Genomic DNA, 26,564 nt, shown 5'->3' on the forward strand with positions numbered 1-26,564 from the left:
AATAGTATAAATGATTTAGAAAAAATGATTAGCTATTTAATGCAGTTTATCAACATATCCCCTTCTGAAAAACAAGAATTATTTGAAATTAGATCCAGAAGAAAAAAATGTTTAATGTTTTTAGATTTTCTTATTAAGCAAAAAGAAAATATTAAATTTCAAATGGAGATAAATGCAAAGTTGACCGGTGAAGTGAATAAGCAATATAGAGAAAAAATGCTGCGAGAACAGTTAAAAGCAATACAGGAAGAATTAAATGAAGGAAAGCAGTCTGGAACTAAAAAGAAGGATTACCTGACCTTAATCAATGAATCTAAGATGCCTGAAGATGTAAAAGAAATTGCTCTGGAAGAAAATGAGAAATTGGAAAATCAAGGACCAAATAATGTGGAGGCAAATGTAATCAGAAATTATTTGGATTTACTGATAGCACTCCCCTGGGGGAAAAGCTGCATAAAGGAAGTAGACATTAAAGAAGCTAAAAATATTTTAGAAAAAGACCACTATGGTCTGGATAAGGTAAAAGAGAGAATTATTCAACATCTAACTGTGATGAAGCTTAAGAATAACCAGCAGGGTTCAATCCTGCTTCTGGTAGGGCCTCCGGGAACGGGAAAAACCAGTTTGGGGAAAAGTATAGCCAAAGTGCTTCAGAGAGAATATGTGAGAATAAGCCTTGGAGGCGTAAGGGATGAAGCCGAAATTAGAGGACATAGGAGAACTTATGTTGGTGCACTTCCTGGCAGAATTATACAGGGAATCAAAAAAGCCCGAACCAATAATCCTGTGTTTATATTAGATGAGGTAGATAAGCTATTAGCTTCCAATATGGGAGATCCGGCCAGCGCATTACTGGAGGTACTGGATCCTGAACAAAATAATTCATTTTCAGACCATTACCTGGAAGTACCATATGACTTATCTGATGTATTTTTCATTGGAACAGCCAATTCCTTAAGGGATATTCCCGAACCACTTAGAGACAGAATGGAAATAATTCAGATTCACAGCTATACAACGACTGAGAAATTCCATATAGCAAAAAGACATCTGATGGATGAGGTTTTGGAAAATCATGGTCTGACGCCTGAACAATTAAAAATAGAAGATGATACCATAAAGGCGATTATAGATAAATATACCCGGGAAGCGGGAGTGAGAGGACTGAAAAAACAATTATCAGCTATAGCCAGACACGCAACAGAAAAGATTATAGTTGATGAGGTAAAAATTCCTTATATAGTAAAAGAAGAAATGTTGTTTGACATATTAGGACCCGAGATATCCAGATATGATAAAGTTAAGAAATCAAACCCGCCAGGGGTAGTTACCGGATTAGCATGGACACCTGTTGGTGGGGATATTTTATTTATTGAAAGTGCTTTTATGCCAGGAAAGGGAGAGCTAACCCTTACAGGGCAATTAGGTGATGTTATGAAAGAGTCAGCTAAAATTTCTCAGAGCTTAATCAGATCGAGATTGTTTTTGAGTTTGGAGGATAATCATTTTGATAAACATGACCTTCATATTCATATACCACAGGGCTCTATACCTAAAGATGGTCCATCTGCCGGTGTGACCCTGTTTACATCAATAGCTTCTCTGTTTACCGGAATTCCGGTAGATGCAAAAATTGCAATGACCGGAGAAATATCCTTAAGAGGCACAATTCTTCCGGTGGGGGGAATAAAAGAAAAGGTAATAGCGGCACATCGTTCCGGTATTAAAAAAATACTCCTTCCTTTGGAAAATAAAAAAGATCTTTGCGATGTCCCGGAGGAGATAAAGAAAGATATTCAATTTATTTTTATCGAAACCATAGAGGAATTGATGCAGGAGACCCTGGGTATTAAATTGCCAAGGGTTAACGAATTTCACTTTTATATACCAGATAAAAGTGTGATAAAGAAAGACAAGGAATTTGTAAAAGTATAAAGTATAAGATAATTAATTAAAAGAAAAGTAAAAGCAAAGGGGATGTTGATTTGCCCTGTATAAATAACAGGCCAGTTAACATCCCCTTATTTTAATAATGATAAAAATTGAAAATTGGAACAGGTCTTCATATATTTAATATTTCATAAATAAAAAGGGAGTCAAATCTTTATCATTTACAATTACATCTTTTGATATCCTCTGGAGGTCTTACCTGAAAGCAGAAAGATTATAGAATAAAAGTGGAATAAAGTAGATCTCAATTCTGTAATATTCTTAATTATCAAAGAGAATTGTTTAAAATATTTTTTTAATTATTTAATATTTTTATTGCTTATTGTTTTTAAATATTATACAATTACCAGAAAATAGAAGCAAAAAATAAATAGTTTTCAAAATACAATTTTTATGGTAAGGAGGTATCTTTATCGAATAAAAAAGCTATAAGCTGAGAAAGGTTAACCATCGGAAACGATGGGACGCAAAGTTACGGATCCCGCCTCATGATTTCCCTCAATGGGACTGCCGGACTACCTGCTTTTTGCCCCGAATCATCTTTTTTATTTTCTTTAAATATTACATTAGAAGTCATTTTTAAGAGTATCATAATACAACCATAGATTGTTTTCTATTTTTTCTATTCATATAAAAGTAAAGGAGATGTTGCCAGCCATCCAAAAAGGCTGAAAAGAGCACACTATCCGAAAGGATAGGCCGCAAAGTTATGGATCTGTATCTACCTTAAGTAGACATGACTGCCAGACTCCCAACTTTTCAATATTAAATGTATTAAATGTATGGATAAATAATGTGTTTGTTCTATATTATTATATTTTAAAGAAAAGGAAATCATATTATGAAAAAGATACTTGTTTTAATTTTATCTTTTCTGGTCTTAGCTATGACCTTTACTGCCTGCAGTGATATTGCCAATATCACCCTGCCTCAGGATAACTCCCCTTCCAAAATAGCCAGAAATGGTAATACTATCATTTGGACAGGGAAGGGGATAAATTCCCTGTCCTTAGAGTGCGGTGAAGAAGGTTACATCCACTGGGTCTTGAACCAGGCAAAGAATGTAACTTCTGCAGAGCTTGTTCTTGGGGGTTCCGGTTCAGGGACATATTCTCCAGTAGAGGTTACCAAAGGAGGGGTATATCATTTCACTACACCTTACTTTGATCTAGAAACTCTAGAAGCATATGTAACGTATGTTGGAGATATTAAGAAGAATACCAGTCTTATTATCTCCGAATACTGTCCGGGAGATGGTGGTGGAGATCCACCTGTTGCCCAGTACACCCTGACTGTTAATACCGTTGGTAACGGGAGTGTAAAAGTTGACAATGTTCTCTACACAGTGCCTGTGACAGTAGACGAAGGTACAGTTCTTGACCTGGAAGCCATTGCTGATAGCGGCTTGCAGTTTGACGGCTGGACTGGAGACCTGGTAAGCAGCAATGCTACCGAGCCGATTACTATTAATGGAAATAAAGCAGTGACTGCAACCTTCTCTGAATTTACACCAGACTCGTGTTTTGATTTTGAGCCCTTAACCGGAACAATAGAAGAGTATATCTGTTCTGGAGGAGATGTGTCTATTCCGCCCACGATTGGGGGAACTACAGTGGTAGCTATTGACAGCCAGGCATTTTATATGAAGAGTCTTACCAGTATCTTAATCCCCGAGGGTGTGACCAGGATTGGTTCCGCTGCATTCATGGCCAACCTGCTCCACTCGGTTACTATACCAGATAGTGTGACATACATAGGTTCAGAGGCATTCAACAGCATCAAACTTCAATCACTCACTATCGGAAGTGGTTTGACGAGCATTCCTTATGGAGGATTTTCCTTTAACCAGCTTCCTTCGATCACCATTCCAGATACTGTGACATCTATTGACCAATGGGCATTCGCCTATAACAATCTTACCTGGGTTGACATTGGCAACGGTGTGACGAGCATTGGTAATAAGGCATTTGTTGGTCCGCTGAATAAAATTACCCAGATTACCATAGGAGATGATGTAACTATTGATAGCGATTCCGATACAATGGGAGCAAATCCTGGATTTAAAGATGTATACGATGACGGTGGCAAACTAGCAGGAACCTACACATATACAGCCGGTGGATGGGTTAAGCAGCCATAATCTCAAAAGGAATGTTTAAAAATATTCCCAAATTACTATAACAATAAATTGCGATGTGAATAGAATGAAAAAAGGGACAGGTTCTAAAAAAGGACCTGCCCCCCTTTTTTCTATTAACAAAAATTACAGAAGGGTACCAAATTAAACAAAAAAAAACAAAAGCAAAAACAAAAGAAAACAAAAGGGTCAGGCTTCACAAGTTCACAAAATATATCTGCTAAGATTAAGATGATAATGTATAAAGGAGTGGAATATAAAATACCTCCTGAGATTGAAAAGAATATTATTAATTTTATTGGAGTTAATACAGAAAGATAGAGCTAATCTTAGAGCTAGAGAAATTAAGGATATTTCCCATTATCCCATTTGCGATATTTCCCACTTAGTGATATGATATTAAAAAATGCTTGCGAGGTAAAAAAGATGAACAAGAAAGAGGTAATAGAGAAATATAGTCAAAAATTCATGCCTTTTGATATAAGGTTTATAGATTCTAAAAATAGGATTACTATAGGGGAAAAGATTATTAAAAAAATATCCGGGCAAAATAAAGTAAATCAATTTCAAGTTTTTATTGGGCAAGAGGGAGATATCCTTTTAAGGCCTTTAACTGCTATTCCCAGCAGAGAAGCCTGGATTTATGAAAAGCCTGAATTAATTGGGCAGATAAGACAGGGACTACAGGAGGCAAAAGAGGGGAAAGCAGAAACTATAGAGAATTTATAGATAAATTATTGAATGAATCATGAGCTTTAAAATAAAAATAACACCAACTGCCGTAAATGTTTTAAGGAAATTAAAAATAAATCAAAGTAATAATAAAGATTATCAAACAGTAGGGAAAGCCATAAAGTTTTTAGGAGATAACCCCAGGCATCCTGGATTGCAAACACATATTATATATTCTATTAAAGGCCCTTTCGGTGAAAAAGTATTTGAGGCATATGTCCAGCATAATACTCCTTCTGCCTACCGTATATTTTTTTATTATGGATCAAACAAAAAAGAAATTACGATTTTTTCAATTATTCCTCATCCATAGATAGGGAAGGAAAAGGGGTCAGGAGGACAAAGTGGTCGGGTTCACAAATTCACATTATGCTTTAAATCTTAGAATATTTGAGTAGAATATTTGAATAGATTTTGCTTTACCATATGGATAGGCGTCTTGCGTTATAGATCGACAGATAAAAGCAGAAAGAGCCTAGTTAATTCCCTGCTTGATTTACAAAGAATTACATTATTTTAAGTAAATAGGTGTTGGGCAAATGAATTACAATAAAAATAAAGTTTCCATCTCCTTATCCTGGTCAATTATATTAGTATTATTCGTTTTTATATTTTTTGTAGGTATAACAGCTAACATTTTAGCCCAGGGATATTCAGAGCATCAAATGCAAGAAGGTGATTCTCTCTGGACCATTGCTCACCAATTTCAGTTATCATTACAGGAAGTTGCTCAAGCAAATAAAGACAAATTAAATTATCAGGAGACCAGTACTAGTTTAAAACAGGAATTTAGTAGTTTGGTAAAAAAAGTTAATTCCACAGGTAGAGCAGATGAAAACTTATGGACGATCACTCAAAGTTACCAGATTTCTTTAAAGGATTTTTCACAGACGGATGATTTAGAAAATTCTGAAAGGCTACTCATGAACCAGATTATTAAAAGGCCTTCGGGTAATAGTACAGGAAATGAAGAAAATGAAACAAAGAAAGGTAATGGAAAAGAATCTCTGCAGAATATTACCCCACCATATGTTGGTCAAAAATTAGACATTCCTGCTACTGAACCCACTGAACAAGCAGCCGAACAGAAAACAGGCACCTCGGTAGCACAAACAGAAAAATCCAAAAAAAGTGTTATCCACTTAGTCCAGAAAGGAGAAACTTTGTGGCAAATTTCCCGAAAATATCAGGTGAGTGTACAGTCTATTGCCAGTGCTAATCAAATTTCTGAAAACGGAAGACTTGTTGTCGGGCAAAGACTCGTAATACCTGATACCAGAAGTTCTTCAAAATCTTCTCACTCTTTCATCTGGCCTTTAAATGGACATATCACTTCTCAATTTGGAGTTAGAACACTGGGGAATAGACGGGACTATCATACTGGAATCGATATAAATGCCCCTGACGAAGCATTAATAAAAGCTGCTGAAAGTGGAAAAGTAAGTTTTTCGGGATATATTAACGGATATGGTCATGTTGTTATTATTGATCATGCTGATGGTTATTCTACGGTCTATGCCCACAGTACAAGCAACTTGGTGAAAGAAGGACAGAATGTAACGAAAGGGGACGTCATCTATAAAGTAGGTTCTACCGGTAATGCTACCGGTTCTCACCTTCATTTTGAAATCAGAGAAAACGGTAGACCAGTTAATCCACTTGATTATCTGCCATAAAAAGAAATAAAGTAATTGCAAAAGAAATTGGGGTCAGGCTTCACAAGTTCACACAATTTCACAAAATTAGAGACTTAGAAAATAAAGATCCATTATAAACATAAATAAGAAGGAAATAAAAATAAAAAAAACGGGAAAAAAGAATAGTATCTATATTGGAAAATAGCACCCCAAATAACTTGATAATAAGATAATCTGAACCATCAGGGCAGTCAAATCACTTTCTGGAAAGGAATATCGATACCAGCAAACAGGCAAGATCAGAATATCTGACCGAATAAGAGAAAATATTATATTTTAAAATATATTTAATAATAAGGAGAAGACAAATGTTTAAGAAAAAAATGTTTTTATTGTTTTGCTTGCCTTTCATTCTGGGATTGTTTTTGCTTAACGGTTGCAGCATAATATCGCCAGTAGCAGTAACAGGAGTAACTTTAGATCAAGCAACCATGACCCTAACAGCAGGCGGAGCAACAAGAACTTTAGTAGCGACTGTAATACCTGCAGATGCTACCAACCAAAACGTAAATTGGACTTCCAGTAATGAGGTAGTAGCAACCGTAGCAGGTGGAGTAGTCACACCATTAACAGAAGGTACAACAACTATTATAGTAGCAACAGTAGATGGAGGCTTGACTGCAACATGTGTAGTCACAGTCCTGGTACCACTAGCAGTAGGCGATAGTTATGGCGGTGGCATAGTAGCCTATATCTTAGTAGAGGGAGATCCAGGTTACGATCCGAATATACAACACGGATTGATTGCCGCTACAGTTGATCAAATGGCAGAATGTGCATGGAGTAATATCACGGATATATTAATAGGAACCACTGATACTGCCATAGGAACAGGACTGGCAAACACTGCGTCTATTATAGGGCAATCAGGGCATACTAATAGCGCTGCAAAGGTTTGCGATGATTACTCGGTAACAGTAGGTGATATCACTTATACTGACTGGTTTTTACCTTCGAAAGATGAACTGGATAAACTGTACATTAACCGAGTTGCAATTGGAGGTTTTGTTGATTACTTCGACTACTGGAGTTCGTCGGAGAGCGATGCTAACGATGCATGGAGACAGGGTTTCTATAATGGTCTTCAAGGCATCAGTAGTAAGAATTTTCCCATTGGGGTTCGGGCTATTCGAGCTTTTTAACTATTTATCAATTTAACAATTAAGTGGAGGCAGGGGACTAGCGCTTCCTGCTAGAGAATCCTTTATAGCTCTTTACTATACTGTGCTATGACCTGCCTTTTTCAAGGAACTTGTGAAGCCTGATCCTAGATATGCTATGGAGTTCAGGCTTCAGGTCTTGAAATATCAATTTTTTTATGATATTTCAAGACCTGAACTCATAAGAAAGTGCCTTTTAGGCTGTTTCTACCTATTAAATAACTCTAAAAGAAAAGGATTTGTTTTATGTGTGATACCATTGTAGCTCTGGACTCAACTACCGATGAAGGATTTACGTTGTTTGGGAAAAATAGTGACCGTGAACCTGATGAAGCACAGAATATTAGAATTATTCCTGCAGAAAAATATTCTGCTGGAGCAGAAGTTAAATGTACTTATATGACTATTCCTCAGGTAAAAAAGACTGCACGGGTATTTCTTTGCCAGCCTTCTGGATGTTTGGCGCCGAGAAGGGAGCAAATGAGTATGGGGTTGCCATTGGTAATGAGGCTATTTTTACCAGAGAAAAACCTGCCAACACCGGTCTAACCGGAATGGACCTGGTACGGTTAGGACTTGAAAGAAGCCATTCTGCCAGGGAAGCCCTGAATATTATTATTCAATTATTAGAGGAATACGGGCAGGGAGGAAATTGTGGCTATCGATACAAGTTACAATACATGAATAGCTTTATTATTGCTGACCAGAAAGAAGCCTACGTGTTAGAAACGGTAAAAAAATGGTGGGCTTGGAAAAAGAAAAAGGTATCTGGAGTATATCCAATGTCATTTCTTTACGGCAGGATTATGATGAATGTTCAGAAGGGCTAATTAAGAATGCCATAGACAAAGGTTATTGTAAAAGAGAAAAAGATTTCAATTTTAGGAAATGTTATTCCGATAAATTTATGACCTGGGCAGCTAAGGGTATGGAAAGAGAGAAACGTTCCAGGGTGCTGCTCTTTCAAAATGATAAAAAATTTATCCTAAAAGATTTCATTGGTATTCTGAGAGATCATGGAAAGGGCATGGATAGCCGTGAATGGTCTCCTGAAAAAAGTGAGGCCTCTTTATGTTTACATGCTAAAGATCCACTAATCCGTAGAACTCAGACTATATGCTCGATGGTAGCTAAACTTGGTCAGGAAAATAACTTCTACTTTACTACAGGAGCTTCAAATCCATGCCTTAGCCCCTTCTTCCCAATTTTTTTAAAGGATACTCGGATTCCGGAAGATTATCAGGAAAGCGGAGCATATTACCATCAAAATTCTTTCTGGTGGCAAAGCGAAAAATTTCATCGCGATGCCTTGTGTAACTTTCGCAATGCATTATTGGAAATATATCCGTTTTACAGGGATTTTGAAGAAAAAATGATGAGCAGTTTAGAAAAGAATAATTTGACAGTTAATCAGAGAGAAATTAATGAATACTTTAAACAAGCAAGAACAATTGTTGTTGAGTGGGGCTCAAGATTGAAAAGGCTTGCCCCGGATAAAACCAACTGGTTTTACCGTAATTATTGGCATAAGTATAATAAGAGAAACGGAATGATTTAAGTTTAAATAAGGTGAATTGATTCAGGCATTGTGTGTTAGGGGACAGGTACCTGGAATAAAGTAGCAAGTGATACCCTAATTAAGATCATTACAGAAGTCACTAAAATAGAAATAGAGAAGATAAGAGGCAATGCAAAAAGCAAGACAAGATCAGATATTAGAAAGCTATATATTACTACGCTAAAAAAATATACAGATTTACCCAATAAGGAAATAGCCAGTTTACTTGGGATCGGAACTTCAGCGGTAAGCAATGTATTAGCCGGGAGATATCAAGAAAATGATTTTATCATAAATTCGAGTAGAGAAATTGAAAAACATGTGAACTTGTGAAGCCTGACCCCTAGAGCTACCTAGAGCTACTAGAGCTAGAGCTTTACTAAATTGAAAAAATAATTATTATTGTTTTAATATCACTAATTTTCTTTTTATTTCAGAAGAGAAAACGGAAATTTAGTGTATAATGAATATGAATAAGTATTTTCTTGATCAATAAAAACAAGATTCCTGTTTCTATTACTGATGACCATTTTTCTTAAATACTGTTTCTTGGTTTATTCCAATAAAAAAACTATTTATTAAAATATTAAGATAATTTGGATAGGTAAAAAATACTTATAATTATCAAGAGATATTAATATATTTTTTTATAAGTTACTGAGAAAAACAACCCTAATTCTAATTAGATTGAGTTAGTTGTTAATAATATGAGCAAGGCTGGTATTGTATTTATTATTCGAGTAGGAGGTGATTTTCAGACCATATAATACTATAAAATAAAAACTATTTAAATTTAACAATACTTCATAACTATCCAAAAACTAAAGAAAAAATATTCAATAAGAAAGGAAGCAAAATATTGTGAAATTTTTATGTACCTGGCTATATGCTATCGATAAATATGGATTTCCTCCTTCATTAGCAAATACCTTTAAAGCTTTAACTGAAATGAAAGAACTTAGTTTTCAATATGGAGAATTAGAAGGTGTATCAGGAGATAATCTTGAACTGGTTTATGATAATCGATTTAAGATAAAAGAACATATTAATAAAATTGGTTTAGAAATTAAAAATTTTGTTCCTGTTATTCCCGAGTTAAGAGAATTTGATGATTCTAAACGGCAATATGGACGTGATATGTTTGAAAAGGGATTAGAAGTTGCAACCACTCTCGCTACTGAATTTATTCAACTTGATAGTTTCCCACCGCTCATGAAATGTCTTCAAGGGATACAATACGATAGTAACAATGTTACAAATTATGGCGCTCAATGGCATTATCGTCTAACACCAGAGTTTGATTGGGATAAACAATGGGAATTATTGGTGGAGAATATAAAATGGGCTGCACAGAAAGCTAATAAGGTTGGATTAAAGCTAATTATTGAGCCAAGGGTTGGAGAGATAATTAGTAATACCGACTCCATGCTTCGTCTAATTGATGCTGTAGACGAACCTAATTTAGGGGCAATTCTCGATACTGGTCATCAATATGCACAGAAAGAGATATTACCATTGAGTATATTAAAATTCAATGATCGCTTATTTTACTTACACTTATCAGACAATGATGGAACTAGAAATGATCATTTTGTTCCCGGTAAGGGCACAATTGACTGGATAGGGGTATTTGAAGCATTAAAGAGAATTAATTATAAAGGTTATGCTGGACTGGATATTGCTAGGGTAGATGAAAATTTAGATGAAGCATATCTCAAAGCCAAAGACATATTAAATAATTTTGCTAAACAAGTTGGTTTTGAATAAATTTTTATTGAAGAAAGCGGTGATGCTTATTACTAATATAAAAGTATAAGTGATATTTCAGTAGACTGTAAAAAATATTTATTTATGGAGGTTCATAAGAAATGTTTAAAAGATTTATGATAGTTTTAGTTGTTATTATGTTATTAGGAATTACTATAACTTCTTTTTCATATGGAAAGGAACTAAAAATCATTGCTGAAGCCTGGTATTTTGATAAATATCCCTTAGATGAAGCAGCTGAAAATTTTATTAAAGATTATCCTGATGTCACTTTTGAATGGTCAAAAACTGGAGATTTTGAAGTTGCTCCCTTAATGTTGGCTTGGAGTCGGAATAATTATGTTGCCGATATTGCCATTGTTGCTACCCCTGCTGAAGCAGTAGCATTTCAAGCTAAAGGATTACTTGTTGATTTTGAAGATGTCTTAAAAGGTGAGTATGCTAAAGAAAAATGGTTAGAAGGATTCTTAAGTGATTGTACTATTGATGGCAAGGTATATGCTATTCCCACTGATGGAGAAATAATGACATTAATTGCCAGGAAAGATTTTGCTGATGAAGCTGGTTTAACTGATGCAAACGGGAATATTATTCCACCTAGAACTCTTGATGATTTTTATAATTATTTGAAAAAGCTAACAATTAAAGATGCGTCAGGTAAAACTATACGTTATGGTATGGATGTTAACTGGTCGAGAGAATACATGATTTTAGCTTATTTTTCAGGTGTACAAGCATTAAGAGGCACAATATATGATGAAAATAATAACCTCGATTTTAGTAGCCAGGAAGCTTTAGATTTATTAAGTTTCTGGCGACAAGGAGTAGAAGAGGGTTTAATCAGTACAAGCTCATTGGTTGATCATAGTGGTCCAAGAAACAGTATGAAGTCCGGATTAGCAGCAATTATGTGGGAAGACCATGCAAGAGTAGTTGAAGTTGGAAAAGTTGTGGGACATGATAAATTAGAGATTATGCCTATACCTGATGCCTTAACAAATGGAACTATAAGTTATTGTATGAGCTTAATGATTCCAAAAACTGCACAAAATGTAGAATTAGCAAAAGCATTTGTATTGGAACAATTCAACGCTGATTGGTTTGCTCACTACTTGATGGATAATTGGGGAAAATTGCTAGGATTGAAACGTCCACTTGAAGGTCGCCAAGATCAACTTGTTTGGAAAACTGTTTATGGGATATTAGAGAATAGTGTAAGCTTACCCCATATGGTTGATCATGCCCGCTTAGTTGATATTATGACAACAGAAATTCAAAATATGCTTAAGCTAGAACAATCACCAGAGGATACACTAGCCAATATTCGTCAAAAAAGTGCCAATCTCGATTTAATCAAATAGATATAAAAATTATTAAAATAGTGCGGTAGCTTTAATAGTTACTGCACTATTTTAAATAACAGGTATATAATTATGAGAAAAATATTTTTGGCAGCCGCTAATAGCTTACTTTTTATGATTCCATCTTTAATTATAATAGGAATTTTTCTTCTATATCCTTTGATAAATTCAATCTATTTGAGTTTGACTGATTATAATTTTGTTTACTCAATTACACCTGAATTTACTGGGATTGAAAATTATAAAAGTCTTTTTTCAGATTCATATTTTATAATTGCTTTAAAAAATACCTTCAAATATACATTAGTTTTTTTCCCATTAACGATATTAATATCTTTTTTATTAGCTTTATTACTAAATTCAAAAACAAAAGGAGTAAGTCTTTTTCAAGGAACTATATTGTTGCCAATTGTTGTTCCTTTATCATTAGCAGGCGTAATGTTTACCTGGATATTGGCCGAAGATTTTGGTATTGTAAACCACATAATTGCTAATATACTTAAATTGCCCCAATTAACACACTTCTGGCTTGCTGAAAAGGAAACAGCCCTAAATTCATTAGCAGCAGTAGGCCTTTGGAAGTATTTTGGCTTTTGTGTAATACTTTTTTTAGCTGGCTTAAAATTTATTCCCAAGGAAATTTATGAATCTGCAGAAATAGACGGTGCCAATCCTTTACAGAAACTGATCTATATAATTATTCCTAATTTACGTAGCTCATTTTTATTAGTCGGGATATGGACCATAATTCAATCTATCAAAGTATATGACCAGGTTGTGGTAATGACAAAAGGTGGGCCTGGTAATTCTACCTTAGTTTTATACTTGTATGCATGGAAAAATGCTTTTGAATATTTTGATATGGGCTATGCACAAACAGTTGCCCTTTTTGTGGGTGCCTTAGCCTTTATAATTTCAATAACATTCAATTTTATTTTAAGTCCTGAGAGGAAATGAATGAGTATAAAAATGAAAAACATTAAAAATATGAAAACAGGAGATAAAATAGTAATTTTAGTAGGCATTTTTGTTTCTTTGATTGTTCTATCTCCTATTATCTGGATTATATTTACTTCATTTAAAAGTGTGGAAGAAATTTATAGTATTCCTTTAACGATTTGGCCAAAAAAAATAGTTTTTACAAATTATTCACTCATAATAAAAAATTTGCCTGAATTCCCAATATATTTCTTTAATACTATAAAAGTTACCATTGGTACCATTTTATTGATATTACCCTTAAGTTCAGCCACTGGTTTTGCACTTGCTCGTAAGGATTTTTTTGGTAAAGGATTGATTAAGTCTATGCTCTTAGCATTTATTGCAATTCCCTTCATTATTTACTTAGTACCTATTTATATATTGGAAGATATTTTCAAGCTACTTGATACTAACTTAGGCTTAATCCTTCCCTATACTGCATTAAACTTACCTCTCGCTATTATTATTATGGAGTCTGCTTATAGAGAATTACCATGTGAGCTTGAAGAAGCAGCTTATATTGATGGTGCTAACAGTTTTCAGATATGGTATAAAGTATTAACCCCATTAGTTATTACATCATTAGCTGCTGTAACTATTTTCACCTTTATTGCTGTTTGGGAAGAGTATATGTTTGCTCGGACCTTAATGATGAAAACCTCTGCTCAAACATTATCTGTGGGTTTACCAAATTTGAAAGTTGAAGCAAAATCCTGGGCTTATGGTACATTAAGCGCAGCTTTAACGCTTTCTCTTTTACCGGCTATCGTAGTATTTATCTTTTTAAGAAAGTACTTTGTTGAAGGCCTTCTGAGAGGTTCAATAAAAGGTTAGCCCGAACTATTAATAAGATAATCCAAATTAGAATCATATGGAAAATATAGTACCTCTAAATGAGGTTATTTCAAAAATATTAACTTTTTTTACATTAGGAATGTTTGGTGTCATAGCGCGAAGATTTGGATACATAGAAGAAAAAGCCCGTTCCTCATTTACTGATATTGTCTTATATATCACACTGCCTTCACTAATTCTTGTTTCTATCACTAATGATGTTAAATGGGACGATTTGATTAAAGGAATCTTTGCTCCCCTAATAAGTATTTCTCTTGTTTTGATAATAATGGCATTTTCTTTCTATTTAGGGAAGTTAATTTTTATAAAGAAGGAAACAATTGGAACCTTTATGGTTTTAAGTTCTATGCCTAATAGTGGATTTTTAGGCTTTCCTATCATATTCTCCTTTTTTGGGAAAGAAGCTCTTATTTATGCAATTTTATTTGATTTTGGCATCACGATTGCTTTTTTTTCTATTGCAATAATTGTTTTAAGAAAAGAATTATGTCTTGAAAAAAGTGTGAAAATATTACTTAATCCTGCTTTTGTGTCAGTTGTATTAGGATTGATTATAAATAAATTTGAAATACCAATACCTAATACATTATTTGAATCCCTTAATATTTTAGGTGATGCAACCATTCCCATTATAATGTTAATCATGGGTTATACTCTTGCTGGTGTTCAATTAAAAAAAGAAACTATGAATTATGAACTAATTTCTGTTTCTTTTATAAAGCTTATCATTTGCCCCTGCATAGCTTATATTTTATTATTATATTTAAACATTAATCCATTAGTTAAGTCTGTTATAATTGTTGAAACCGCTATGCCTACTATGGCAAGTGCCTCAGTTTTAGTTCAAAAATATGGAGGTAATTTGGAATTAGCGACAACTGCTACCTTTCTTACAACTCTACTTAGTATTGTAACAATACCCTTTATTTTTAAGTATTTTATTTTATAAGTTATAATAGGCACAGGGGAGTTGCAAAATTGTAAATTGTATCAAAGATAATATGATTCTAATTAATTGTGTCCATTTGATTACTTTTATTCTAAGATTATTATGATTATTGAAATATTTTTAAGAAGGAGAGAGTATGTTATGAAAATAAGTTGTTGCTGGATGTATGCAATAGGTAAATATGGTTTTCCACCAGAAATAAATAACATGAAGAAAGCTATAGGCGAAATGGCACAGATGGGATTTAAATATATAGAACTAGAAGGATTAGGATATGAAAATTTAAAAGCTGTTTATGATAATAGACAAATTTTAAAGGAAGAATGTTTACGAAACAATGTAAAGGTTGTAAACTTTGCAATTATAATTAGCCAGGCATTAAGTACTGATCCTGATGAGCTTAAGGAAGGTATTAAATATTTTGAAATGGGAGTTAAAACTGCAAGTTATTTGGGTTCTGAAAGAGTATGGATTGATAGTTATATGCCACCAGTTATTATCAAGGAGGGAAAATCCTATATTGAAAATTTAGATTTTGGGAAACAAATTTATGCTAAATTGTTGCCTGATTTTACATGGAAAGCATTCTGGGAAAAATATACAAAAAATATAGAAAAATGTAATCAAATATGTAAAGATCACGGAGTAGAATTATTAATTGAGCCAAGAGTAGGTGAAGTTCTTAGCAATAGTGATGCTTTGTTACGTATTTTCAATGCGGTTGATGATGACAACCTAGGAGCAATCCTTGATATTGCCCATCAATATGCGCAGAAAGAGATTCTTCCTATTGCCATTGCAAAATTGAATGAAAAAATTAAATATGTCCATGTAGCAGATAATGATGGCAGGGATAATCATCATTATGTAATTGGCAATGGTAGTGTAGATTGGGATGAGATTTTTATCACTCTAAAATCAATAGGATATAATAGTTATTATGCAATAGATTTAGAGAAGGTACCAAATTTAACAAATGCTTTTCTTAAATCGAAAAGAATATTAGAAGAATATGCACAAAAATATGATTTATAAAAATAATGAAAATTACAGGATCACCAGAATCAAGTACCCCCGAGAGCCATGAGAGCAGTTTATATCTGTTTGAATAAGATCTTTAACCTAACTAAATATATCCCAGATGACTTTTACAAAAGGTCTATCCGATATAAAGGGAGCTAATTCTTACCAGAAAAACCTTAGTAAGATTACAACATTTCATAGAGATATATAAAAAATTACCAATACCGTTTTTACTCTTGGCATGGATTTAAATCCGTTTCATATGCTTACCATAAGTAAATGTATTTCATGATAGCACAGGTTTTCTGCAAGTAAACAATTGGTAAGAAAAAAGGCAACACTCCCACTACCGTTCTATTAAAGTTTAAATCAATGAACTACAGGAAACAGGAATTTTTACATAATTAATCCCTTCCTTAACTTCGTACCCTATCATACCAAAACAGATGAGGCTATTAAATTTTTCATATAAATTATTTTCCGGTCTTAAGGGAGAAGAAATCATAGTTGGTAGGTTTTAATACTCCCGAGTATAAAAGAAACAAAGATTTAAAGTACAAATGCGTTTTTATATCTGAACCGACATCTTATGATATAGAGCTTAATTCCTGTTTTAAAATTATGCTGGAGAGTTTTGCTTGAAACTTTAAATTATAAATTGAATACAGGACCAGAATTATGGATTTTAGTATTTTTCTTTTTTACAGCTATTCCTTATATTCAGAGTCAAGGAAAGTGTGGATAAAATTATTTTTTAATCTATTCAGGTTATGATATACTTTGAATGATAAAAAATTTTAACTGAAAGATATAAAAATACCTTACCAATGTTTGCCTTTCTAAACCATGTGTTGAAACGAAGGGAGGTGTTTATAATCTAATAGGTGGTAAAATAGGTAACTAACTATGATGGTGATTATTATGTAGCCTGGTTTTGGCTGAAATAAAAAGTTTGAATAAAAATTTTACTAAAATTGACAAGAATAAAGGAGATAAAAAATGAATCTTTTAAAAAGAGCCGGCATTACCGTGCTTCTAATTTCTCTGATATTAGGTTTTAGTATAGCGGGTGTATTTGCTGCGGAAACAGTTAAAATTGGTTATCTGGCAGCACTTACCGGGGACTGGGCTGCTTACGGGCAGACAGAAGAAAAGTCTGCTCTGTTAGCTATAGATGAGATTAACGCCCAAGGTGGAGTTCTTGGCAAGCAGATAGAGTTGGTAGTTTATGATTTTCGTACCAGGGCAGAGGATGCCGTAAATGCAGTTCGTCGTATGATTGAAGAGGACAAGGTTGTTGCTATAGTAGGTGCTAATGGTAGCGGTATAAATATTGCTACAGCCCCTATCGTTAATAGACTCCAGGTTCCTCAGCTGGGGACCGTATCAACGAATCCAAACGTTACAGTTGATCCTAATGGGAAAGTATATCCCTATTCTTTCCGGGTATGTTTTACTGATCCTTATCAGGGAAAACTGATAGCCTATTTTGCTGCTAAAGAACTAAACAAAATGAATGCTGCCATCCTTTACGATATTGGAAGTGATTATTCTCATGGACTTCGCGAATTCTTCATGGAAAGTTACCAGGAATATGGCGGTAATATTGTAGCAGATTTAGCCTTCCGTGCTGGAACAGATGTTGATTTTCGTGCTCAGCTTACCGAGATTCGGGATAAGAAAGCCGATGTTCTCATGCTTCCCAATATGGGCAAGGAAATGGCTCTTATTATGAAGCAGGCGCGTGAATTAGGCATGGATGATATCGTATTTGTCGGCGGAGACGGTTATGCTGAATTTATGTGGGAAATTGCCGGTGAGGCAATGGAAGAATCCTACTGGATTAACCATGTTGCCCCGGAAGATCCTGCGATGGCACCTTTCTTTACTGCTTATAAGGAAAAATATAACGATGAGTGCAAGGAGTTTGTAAATGGAATCCTAGCTTATGATGGTATCTATCTGATGGTTGATGCTATTAGACGTGCCAGTTCCGAAGATTCTACTCAGATTGCCAATGCACTTGCTGCTACCGAGAATTTACAGCTTCATCATGCCGTCATTACCATGGATGAATTCCATAATCCTAAGGATAAGGATGGAATTGTGTTGATTGCAAAGGATGGAAGAGGGCAGTTTTACAAAAAACTGCAACCGTAGTTAATCTTATTATCTTAATATTTTAAAGATGAATTATTCAGGGCGGGCATGAATGGATAGTTCATGCCCGTTTTTATGGTAGAAAGAGGTGAAGTGCTTGGATATTCTAGTACAACAGATCATTAACGGTTTATCTCTGGGATCGGTCTATGCCCTTATTGCTGTCGGTTACTCGCTGGTCTATTCAATTCTCATGTTTTCTAATTTTGCCCATGGCGGTTTTCTTGTTATTGGGGGGTATATCTGTTATTTTGCACTTAAAAACATAGGAACCGGAATATTGATAGCTGGATTTCTCTCTCTGCTTGGTGCAGGTGCTGCCGCCATCTTGACCGAGAGAATGGCTTATAAACCAATCAGAGAAAATACCAACAATACCCTTTATCTGTTGATTGCTTCTATGGGTATGAGTATTGTGATAGAAAATATATTTGTGGTTACTATCGGCGGAAGATTCCGTGCCTTACCGGCTATTATACCCACTCAACCGGTTCATCTTTTCGGGATGGCTACCACAAGTGCCTTTGACCTGATTTCCCTGATAGCGGCTGGAGTCTTTTTGGGTATATTACAGATGATACTGGTAAAAACCAAATGGGGATTAGCCATCAGAGCTGCTGCTTATAATTTGAGAATAGCCGGTTTGATGGGAGTTAATGTTAACCTTCTTATTTCCATTACCTTCTTTATTGCCGGTACATTGGCTGCAGTGGGAGGAATTTTTCTGGCGGTAAGATATACTCTTTATCCTCAATTGGGAGCAATTACCATTAAGGCTTTTGTGGCAGCAGTTATCGGTGGATTGGGTTCTCTCCCAGGGGCAGTGGTTGGCAGTATACTGTTAGGCTTGGCAGAGATGCTCACCTCTGGTTTTATTTCCAGCCAGTTACGAGATCTGGTCGTGTTTTTTTTTCTGGTTCTTACTCTGCTTGTCCGTCCTCAGGGCTTGTTCGGGAAGAACATCAGCGAGAAAGTGTAAGGAGGCTTATTGATGTCTGTTTATACCGAAGGTATTATTGTTCTTCTCTGCATTAATGCTATCGCAGCAATGGGAGTTTCTCTGCTTACTGGCTTTACCGGGATTTTTAGTCTGGGACATGCAGGGTATATGGCTGTAGGAGCCTATGCAGCAGCCATTCTTACCTTCCGGTATAATGTTCATTTTATTATGGCCATATTGGCAGGAGGAACTATGGCTGCCATGCTGGCTTATATCATTGGTGTTCCCACCCTGAGACTGGTGGGAGATTATTATGCCATTGCTTCCATTGGTCTGGGTGAAGCAATCAGGTTAATTTTAGAGAATGGTGGTACTATTACCCGGGGAGCCAGAGGATTTCCCGGAATACCACCTTATACCACACTAGCTGTAGCTTTTTGTTTCTTTTTTATTATGGCTTTTTTTATGTTTAATTTAATCAATGGCCGATTTGGAAGGGCATTTAAGGCTTGTCGTGACGACTATATCGCTGCCTCTCTGCTGGGTTATAATACGGCCAAGTACCGAATTTTGAGCCTGGTTTTATCCGCCTTCTACTGTGGAATATCAGGAGCATTGTTAGCTGGATTCCTATCTTTCATCCAGCCCATTATGTTTGATATGATGAAATCTACCGAACTTACTTCAGTCGTTGTCTTTGGTGGATTAGGGTCCATGACCGGAACTCTGCTGGGAGTAATAGTAATTACACTGGTCACCGAACTTTTCCGACCCATATCCCAGTACCGGATGTTAATCTATGGGGCAATTCTGGTCATTATCATGGTTATTAGACCAGAAGGAATTATGGGACAGTATGAATTTGGACCGAATATGTTCAAGGCAATAAAAGGAAAACTTATAGGCAATCATTTTGCCAAAGAGAGCAGGAAACTATGATGACAGAAACATCTGATAGTATTATCCTGAGATTGGATCATCTCACTAAATATTTTGGAGGAGTTCCTGCTGTAAAGGAGGTCAGTTTTTCTATTCAGGAGGGAGCCTTAGTCGGGCTTATCGGTCCCAATGGTTCTGGCAAAACAACTATTTTTAACCTTATTACTGGAGTATATCCTCCGGATAACGGAAGTATTTATTATCAGGGTGAGGATATTACTTCTTTGAAAACCTATGAAATTATTGGTAGAAGAATAGCCAGAACTTTCCAGAATCTAAGACTTTTCCCCCATTCTACTGCTCTGGAGAATGTAATGGTGGCCATGCAGCAACATCATAGCTACTCCTTTGGAGAGGCGATAACACATTTAGGCAACTGGAAAAAGAAAGAAAGGGAAATTGAGTCGAAAAGTATAGATATTCTATCCAGAGTGGGATTGGTAGAGAGATCAGCTCAGAAAGCCAGAACACTTCCTTATGGAATGCAACGCAGACTGGAAATTGCCCGAGCTATAGCTCTGGAACCAAAATTTTTATTTCTGGATGAACCTGCTGCCGGGATGAATCCGGAAGAGGTTAATGACCTCAATGCTCTAATTATAGATATTCATAAGGAATTAAAATTTACCATACTGGTTATTGAGCATCATATGGATTTGGTTATGGAGATCTGCCCTCATATTATCTGTATGAATTTTGGCAATAAAATTGCCGAAGGAAATCCCCTTGAAATTCAAAGTCATCCCGAAGTTCTAAAGGCATATCTGGGTGAGGAGGAGGTTGAATGGTGATGACTAAGAATCCTATCCTGGAAATAAAAGACCTTCATGTAAGTTATGGTGCCATCAAAGCACTGAAGGGCATCTCTCTTTATATCGGAGAGGGAGAGATTGTCAGTGTAATCGGTTCAAACGGAGCGGGTAAATCAACACTCATGCAGACCATTATGGGGATGGTTCCCCGGGAAAGTGGTGAGATTTTGCTCAGAAATGAACCTCTGGCCAGAAGAAGTTACCAGGTAATAAACCAGGGTATAACCCTTACTCCTGAAGGAAGACAGGTCTTTGCCCCGCTTACTGTATATGAAAACCTGATGATGGGAGCCTTTTCCAGAAGTGACCGAGATAAGCTTAACCAAGATTTGAACTGGGTATTTTCTTTATTTCCCATATTGAAAGAGCGGCAACAGCAATATGCTGGAACCCTTTCGGGAGGAGAACAGCAGATGTTAGCCATTGCTCGGTCCCTGATGTCCAGACCAAAGGTCCTCCTGCTGGATGAACCATCTCTGGGATTGGCGCCAATCATTATTAAAAGTATTTTCAAAGAACTGAAAAGAATCAACTCTGAAGGAGTTACCATCTTTCTGGTAGAACAGAATGCCAGACAGGCGTTAAAACTTTCCAACAGAGGATATGTCCTTCAGACCGGTGAGATTATTCTTCAGGGCGATTCCCAAGATTTATTAGCTAATCCTGATGTCGAAGCAGCTTATCTGGGTACCTTACAAAAGAAGTCCTTATCCTGCGAATAACTAAGATATTTGATTATGATTTGCAAATTGAGTTATATAGATTGAATCTATAATTAAAAAGTATTATTATAGTTATAGTAAATCTGATAAATCAAGACAGTAAAATCCCTCATTTTATGCTGAAATAGTAGTATATAGCCAATAAGTGTTTATCGCTTTTGGGATTTATACTGGTTTCAGGCCAAGCTTTCATATTATTTATATTTTTTCCATCCTAACTGCGTTGATATGAAAAAATATCAAGGTTAAAATTGCTGAGTAACCATAAGATTGGGGAAAGGTTAACAGCAAAAAAAGTTCAGGAAGGAGGATAAATAATGAAAAAACTATGGGGAGGATTAATTGGAGGAGGGAAACATTCCTTTATCGGTTTTGCCCACAGAGTAGCAGTTGCCTTGCAAGGAGAAGCAGAAATAAAAGCCGGAGTATTTTCCAGTAATGCAGAAAGGTGTATTCAGAGAGGCATTGAACTGGGAATAGACCGGAAAAGAATTTATACTGATTTTTGGGAAATGATTAAAAAAGAGAGCCAGCTTCCTGCAGAAGAGAGAATTGATTTTGTCATTATTGCCACGCCCAATATTTTACATGGCGATATGAGCAAGGCGTTTCTGGAAGGTGGGTTTCATGTTATCTCAGATAAACCTATGGCTATTTCACTTTCAGAAGCATTGGAAATCAAAGCGGTGCAAGAAAAAACTGGCAAAGTATTTGCCCTTACCCATGGTTACACAGGCTATCCTATGATAAAACAGGCCAGATATTTAGTGAAATCTGGAAAAATAGGTAAAATTATCAGTGTTCTGGTTAGTTATAATCAAGGATGGCTTTCTCCTCTCATAAATGAACCGGAAGCATTTCAAACCTGGCATATCGATCCCTCTATATCAGGTCCATCCTGTACTATGATTGATATTGGTATTCATGCCTTAAATCTTGTTTATAATATAACTGGCTTAAAACCTGAAGAGGTTTGTGCTGATCTGGAGTCGGCTATATCGAATAATCCCCTGGAGGATCACGGGAATGTCTTAATCAAATATAATGATAAAGTAAGCGGTCTTCTTCATGCTTCCCAGATTTCCACTGGAGAGGGAAATGCCTTAAGGATAATAGTGTATGGAGAAAAGGCCAGTCTGTTCTGGGATCAGGAGTTTCCTGAAGTGCTGGAAATGAAGAATTTGGATGGCACCAGTACTATATTCAAGAAAGGCATTTCAGCTTTATGTGAAGAAGCAAAAGAAGCTTCCTATTTTCCTGCTGGTCATCCAGAAGGATTTATTTGTGCCTTCTCCCATACCTACTCTGCGGTATTTAAAGCCATACGTTCATTAAAGTATAATCAACCTCTTGTTTTAGATGGAAGGAATGATTGGGATTTTCCCGGCATAGAAGAAGGTATCATGGGAATATCTTTTGTAGAAGCAGTTTTGAAGAGCAATAAATCAAAAGAGAAGTGGACAGAAATTTGACATTAAAAGTCGGTAAATATATCATTAATTAGGATATACATTGAGTGATTTATCATAAATTTTATGTATAAAGAAAGAAAGGCGGTGATATATTAAAGTACTAATAGTGAAACATTAAAACATTAAAAAATAATAATTTTAAAAGGAGAGAAAAAAATGAAAAAGTCAATTTTTTGGATTATGATTCTATTATTTGTTTCTACAGTAATGAGTTATTCCTTGGCTCAGCCAGTAGAAGTCGGTATTGTTCTTCCTACTAAGGATGAACCCAGATGGATACAGGATGAGGCGCGTTTTAATGAGGCTCTTAAAACTGCCGGTTATACTGCCGAGATTCTCTTCAGTCAGGGTTCTTCGGCAAGGGAAAAAGAAAATGTTGAGGCATTGATTACCAAAGGAGCAAAAATTCTTATTATTTGTCCCCATGACGCTACTGCTGCTGCTGCCTCTGCAGATGAAGCAAGAGAAGCCGGTTTAAAGGTTATTTCTTATGACCGCTTGATTCTGGAAACCGAATCGGTTGATTATTATGTAACCTTTGACAGTATTGCTGTGGGAGAAGCTCAGGCACAATATCTGGTTGACAAAGTTGCCGGAAGCGGAAATCCGCTTTACCTGTATGCCGGTGCTGCAACCGATAATAATTCTTTCCTTTTCTTTGAAGGTGCCTGGAATATTCTACAGCCCAAGATTGCTGATGGAACTTTTGTAATTAAGAACTCAAGCAAAGCAATTAATTTACAGGGTAAAGCCAAGTTAACTCGTGCAGAAATGGGAGATATTATTGGTCAAATCACTACTGAATGGGACTTTACGACCGCAAAGAACCTTGCTGAAGCAAATTTAACTGTTGTTGGTCAGGAAGATAAGGGAGATGTATTTATACTGGCACCCAACGATGGAACCTCTCGTGCTATTGCAGATGCATTCGCTGATGATAAGGATGTAACAAGTTATATTATCTCTGGTCAAGATGCTGAAATACCTTCCGTACAGTACATAATTGATGGCAAACAGTCAATGACAGTTTTGAAAGATGTCAGGACTTTAGTTAAAGACGCCAGTGATGCTGCTGTTACCTTCCTGGAAGGCGGTGTTCCGGAAACTACTCACGTCTATAATAACGGAAGAATTGATGTTCCTGCCAAGCCCTCAGAAGTTATTGCAGTAGATAAGAGTAATGTAAAAGGGGCTATAATAGATTCCGGTTACTGGGATGCTTCTGAGTTTACTGGCTTAGACTAGAAAAATTTAAAATTTATGAAAGAAGCAGGATTATAGTTTAACTGCAAAGTAGTAGAGTGAGCGAAGTGAAAATTTTTCGAGTTGATAAAATAATTCACTTCGCTCCCTTTTAAATTTTGTCTGGTGAGATAGATTTTAGAGATTATAGATACAAATATATTGAAATAAAATAGTATATAGTTTTTATATTTCATTATAATACTATTTTTTATACAAAGAGAGGGAATCTATGGCAGAAAAAGTACCTGTTGTAGAAATGCGTAATATTAAAAAGAATTTTGGTGGTGTGCAGGCATTAAAGGGAGTAGATTTGGAATTATATCATAATGAGGTATTGGGATTGGTTGGTGATAACGCAGCTGGTAAATCTACTTTGATGAAGATTCTTAGTGGGGCGTACATTCCCGATGAAGGGGAAATTTTTATAGAAGGCAAGAAAATACATATGACCAGTTCTCAGGATGCACACCAGCAGGGCATTGAGATGGTCTACCAGGACCTGGCGCTGGCCAATAATTTAGATGTGGCGGCAAATGTATTTATGGGGAGAGAAAAAACCAATTTACAATTAGGTCCTATTGGTGTGTTGGATGAGCATTATATGGAGAAAGAAACAGAGCGTCTTTTAGATAGGCTTAAAATTGATATTTCTTCTGTTCGCTTAAAGGTTGAAAGTCTTTCCGGTGGTCAACGTCAAGCAGTGGCTATTGCCAGGGCAACAGCTTTTAATACCAAAGTAACCATTATGGATGAACCCACAGCAGCACTGAGTGTCGCCGCCATTCAAAAAGTTCTGGATTTAGTGAGAGAACTTAAAGCCCAGGGAAATTCCATTATTATCATCAGTCATCGTCTGGAAGATATCTATCAGGTTAGTGATCGAATGATAGTTTTACGTCAGGGACGCAAAGTGTGTGATACCCCGGTTAAAGGAGATATTGACAGTTTTAGAGAACATGTGGTGGCTTATATTATCGGAGCACGTGATGACTTTGCTAAAGAAGGAGGCAAATAGACTAATGGAGGGGGCAAATAAATCGGGAGATACCACATTAATCAAGGATGTACAGAGGTTATTTCAGGAAAATATTCGTGAATGGGGCATGTATATTGCCTTGTTGGTTATTATGATAATCTTTACTATTACTACCAAAGGTATTTTTCTTTCCTCAAGAAACATAAGTAATTTAATAAACCAGACAGGTTATATAGCTGTATTGGCAATAGGAATGACATTAGTAATCATCATTTCTCACATTGACTTATCGGTTGGTTATCTTTCAGGTTTTTTAGGTGCAGTAGCAGCAACTGCCATGGAATTTTGGCACTTGCCTGCTTCCATCAGTATAGCATTGATAATAATCTTAGGAGCTATGGCAGGTTTTTTGTCTGGTTTTCTGGTAGGGCAGATGAAAATCCCGGCTTTTGTAGCAACGCTGGCAGGCTGGTTGGGTTACAGAGGGGCATTACAGCTGGTAACTATGCATAGAGGCACAATTGTTATTACCAATGATGTTTTTAATGCCATTGGAAATGGTTATATTCCTGATATTCTTAATATTCCAAATATTGGAATTTTGACCGGAGTACATAAGCTGACCCTTATACTTGGTATTCTGGTAATTATATTTTATATTAGCAGTGCCATAAAGAAACGTAACAGTATGCTGGACCATAAGTTTAAGGTTTCTCCAATGCATTTTTTTATCTTAAAATTGATTGCTATGTCAGCTTTAATAGGGATCATCGCCTGGATATTGTCCGGTTATAGAGGATTATCGTGGACTGCAGTAATTATGATAGTTGTAGTCTTGTTCTATCATTTTATTATGACTAGGACTAATCTTGGTCGGCACATCTATGCAGTTGGCGGTAATCCTGAAGCTGCCCAGCTAACCGGGATCAGTGTGAAGAGAATAACATATATAGTATTCTGTTCAATGGGTATACTTGCCGCATTGTCAGGTATACTATATGCTTCACGTTTTAAATCAGCAACCACAACAGCAGGAATGTTATTTGAGATGGATGCAATAGCAGCTGCTTTTGTTGGAGGTGCTTCGCCCTCCGGTGGGATTGGAAAGGTTACCGGGTCTATTGTAGG

The 26,564-nt window shown here is 35.8% G+C and carries 24 protein-coding genes and 2 riboswitches; all 24 genes read left to right on the forward strand.

Features of this window, described 5'->3' with window-relative positions; genetic code table 11:
* On the forward strand, window positions 1–1,935 hold a 1,935-nt coding region (gene lon, locus PHD84_08155; GenBank protein MDD5637768.1), incomplete at its 5' end, for an endopeptidase La.
* Between the two features lie 446 nt (window positions 1,936–2,381).
* Window positions 2,382–2,473: riboswitch (cyclic di-GMP riboswitch) on the forward strand.
* Between the two features lie 143 nt (window positions 2,474–2,616).
* A riboswitch (cyclic di-GMP riboswitch) is annotated at window positions 2,617–2,706 on the forward strand.
* Between the two features lie 85 nt (window positions 2,707–2,791).
* Window positions 2,792–4,090: a leucine-rich repeat protein gene (locus PHD84_08160; protein MDD5637769.1), complete on the forward strand. Its 1,299-nt coding sequence runs from the start codon at window positions 2,792–2,794 to the stop codon at window positions 4,088–4,090.
* 423 nt (window positions 4,091–4,513) lie between these two features.
* Complete coding sequence (locus PHD84_08165; GenBank protein ID MDD5637770.1) at window positions 4,514–4,816, forward strand: hypothetical protein; 303 nt, start codon at window positions 4,514–4,516, stop codon at window positions 4,814–4,816.
* A gap of 19 nt (window positions 4,817–4,835) precedes the next feature.
* On the forward strand, window positions 4,836–5,132 hold the full coding sequence (locus PHD84_08170) for a hypothetical protein (GenBank protein ID MDD5637771.1): 297 nt from the start codon (window positions 4,836–4,838) through the stop codon (window positions 5,130–5,132).
* Window positions 5,133–5,358: 226 nt separating this feature from the next.
* Window positions 5,359–6,495: a peptidoglycan DD-metalloendopeptidase family protein gene (locus PHD84_08175; protein ID MDD5637772.1), complete on the forward strand. Its 1,137-nt coding sequence runs from the start codon at window positions 5,359–5,361 to the stop codon at window positions 6,493–6,495.
* 329 nt (window positions 6,496–6,824) lie between these two features.
* The gene (locus PHD84_08180; protein MDD5637773.1) at window positions 6,825–7,658 is read left to right on the forward strand and encodes an Ig-like domain-containing protein; all 834 of its coding nucleotides are present in this window, start codon (window positions 6,825–6,827) and stop codon (window positions 7,656–7,658) included.
* 264 nt (window positions 7,659–7,922) lie between these two features.
* On the forward strand, window positions 7,923–8,225 hold the full coding sequence (locus PHD84_08185; GenBank protein MDD5637774.1) for a hypothetical protein: 303 nt from the start codon (window positions 7,923–7,925) through the stop codon (window positions 8,223–8,225).
* Window positions 8,117–8,506 carry a C69 family dipeptidase gene (locus PHD84_08190; protein ID MDD5637775.1) on the forward strand — a complete coding sequence of 130 codons (390 nt, stop codon included), beginning with the start codon at window positions 8,117–8,119 and terminating at the stop codon, window positions 8,504–8,506. The genes PHD84_08185 and PHD84_08190 overlap by 109 nt, the downstream gene beginning before the upstream one ends.
* Complete coding sequence (locus PHD84_08195; GenBank protein MDD5637776.1) at window positions 8,425–9,234, forward strand: hypothetical protein; 810 nt, start codon at window positions 8,425–8,427, stop codon at window positions 9,232–9,234. Before PHD84_08190 ends, PHD84_08195 begins: the two co-directional genes overlap by 82 nt.
* Window positions 9,235–10,095: 861 nt before the next feature.
* Window positions 10,096–11,001 carry a sugar phosphate isomerase/epimerase gene (locus tag PHD84_08200; GenBank protein MDD5637777.1) on the forward strand — a complete coding sequence of 302 codons (906 nt, stop codon included), beginning with the start codon at window positions 10,096–10,098 and terminating at the stop codon, window positions 10,999–11,001.
* Between the two features lie 101 nt (window positions 11,002–11,102).
* A complete protein-coding gene (locus PHD84_08205) occupies window positions 11,103–12,362 on the forward strand; it encodes an extracellular solute-binding protein (protein ID MDD5637778.1) in 1,260 nt (419 codons plus the stop codon).
* A 114-nt stretch (window positions 12,363–12,476) separates the two neighbouring features.
* Window positions 12,477–13,319 carry a sugar ABC transporter permease gene (locus PHD84_08210; GenBank protein MDD5637779.1) on the forward strand — a complete coding sequence of 281 codons (843 nt, stop codon included), beginning with the start codon at window positions 12,477–12,479 and terminating at the stop codon, window positions 13,317–13,319.
* Window positions 13,320–14,177, forward strand: a complete 858-nt coding sequence (locus PHD84_08215) for a carbohydrate ABC transporter permease (protein MDD5637780.1) — start codon at window positions 13,320–13,322, stop codon at window positions 14,175–14,177.
* A 37-nt stretch (window positions 14,178–14,214) separates the two neighbouring features.
* Window positions 14,215–15,147 carry an AEC family transporter gene (locus tag PHD84_08220; GenBank protein MDD5637781.1) on the forward strand — a complete coding sequence of 311 codons (933 nt, stop codon included), beginning with the start codon at window positions 14,215–14,217 and terminating at the stop codon, window positions 15,145–15,147.
* A gap of 141 nt (window positions 15,148–15,288) precedes the next feature.
* Complete coding sequence (locus PHD84_08225; GenBank protein ID MDD5637782.1) at window positions 15,289–16,182, forward strand: sugar phosphate isomerase/epimerase; 894 nt, start codon at window positions 15,289–15,291, stop codon at window positions 16,180–16,182.
* A 987-nt stretch (window positions 16,183–17,169) separates the two neighbouring features.
* Window positions 17,170–18,330 (forward strand): ABC transporter substrate-binding protein, encoded by a 1,161-nt coding sequence (locus PHD84_08230; protein ID MDD5637783.1) that lies wholly within the window; start codon window positions 17,170–17,172, stop codon window positions 18,328–18,330.
* Between the two features lie 97 nt (window positions 18,331–18,427).
* Entirely contained in the window at window positions 18,428–19,309 is an 882-nt protein-coding gene (locus tag PHD84_08235) for a branched-chain amino acid ABC transporter permease (GenBank protein MDD5637784.1), read from the forward strand.
* A gap of 12 nt (window positions 19,310–19,321) precedes the next feature.
* Window positions 19,322–20,209: a branched-chain amino acid ABC transporter permease gene (locus PHD84_08240; GenBank protein ID MDD5637785.1), complete on the forward strand. Its 888-nt coding sequence runs from the start codon at window positions 19,322–19,324 to the stop codon at window positions 20,207–20,209.
* Entirely contained in the window at window positions 20,209–21,000 is a 792-nt protein-coding gene (locus PHD84_08245) for an ABC transporter ATP-binding protein (GenBank protein MDD5637786.1), read from the forward strand. Before PHD84_08240 ends, PHD84_08245 begins: the two co-directional genes overlap by 1 nt.
* On the forward strand, window positions 20,994–21,743 hold the full coding sequence (locus PHD84_08250) for an ABC transporter ATP-binding protein (protein ID MDD5637787.1): 750 nt from the start codon (window positions 20,994–20,996) through the stop codon (window positions 21,741–21,743). Before PHD84_08245 ends, PHD84_08250 begins: the two co-directional genes overlap by 7 nt.
* A 317-nt stretch (window positions 21,744–22,060) precedes the next feature.
* Window positions 22,061–23,215: a Gfo/Idh/MocA family oxidoreductase gene (locus PHD84_08255; protein ID MDD5637788.1), complete on the forward strand. Its 1,155-nt coding sequence runs from the start codon at window positions 22,061–22,063 to the stop codon at window positions 23,213–23,215.
* A gap of 180 nt (window positions 23,216–23,395) precedes the next feature.
* Window positions 23,396–24,460: a sugar ABC transporter substrate-binding protein gene (chvE, locus tag PHD84_08260; protein ID MDD5637789.1), complete on the forward strand. Its 1,065-nt coding sequence runs from the start codon at window positions 23,396–23,398 to the stop codon at window positions 24,458–24,460.
* A 229-nt stretch (window positions 24,461–24,689) separates the two neighbouring features.
* Entirely contained in the window at window positions 24,690–25,475 is a 786-nt protein-coding gene (locus PHD84_08265; GenBank protein ID MDD5637790.1) for an ATP-binding cassette domain-containing protein, read from the forward strand.
* 4 nt (window positions 25,476–25,479) lie between these two features.
* Window positions 25,480–26,564, forward strand: a 1,085-nt coding sequence (gguB, locus tag PHD84_08270; GenBank protein ID MDD5637791.1) for a sugar ABC transporter permease, incomplete at its 3' end; no start/stop codon positions are given.

The organism is Atribacterota bacterium (assembly GCA_028717805.1).
Lineage (GTDB): Bacteria > Atribacterota > Phoenicimicrobiia > Phoenicimicrobiales > Stramentimicrobiaceae > Stramentimicrobium.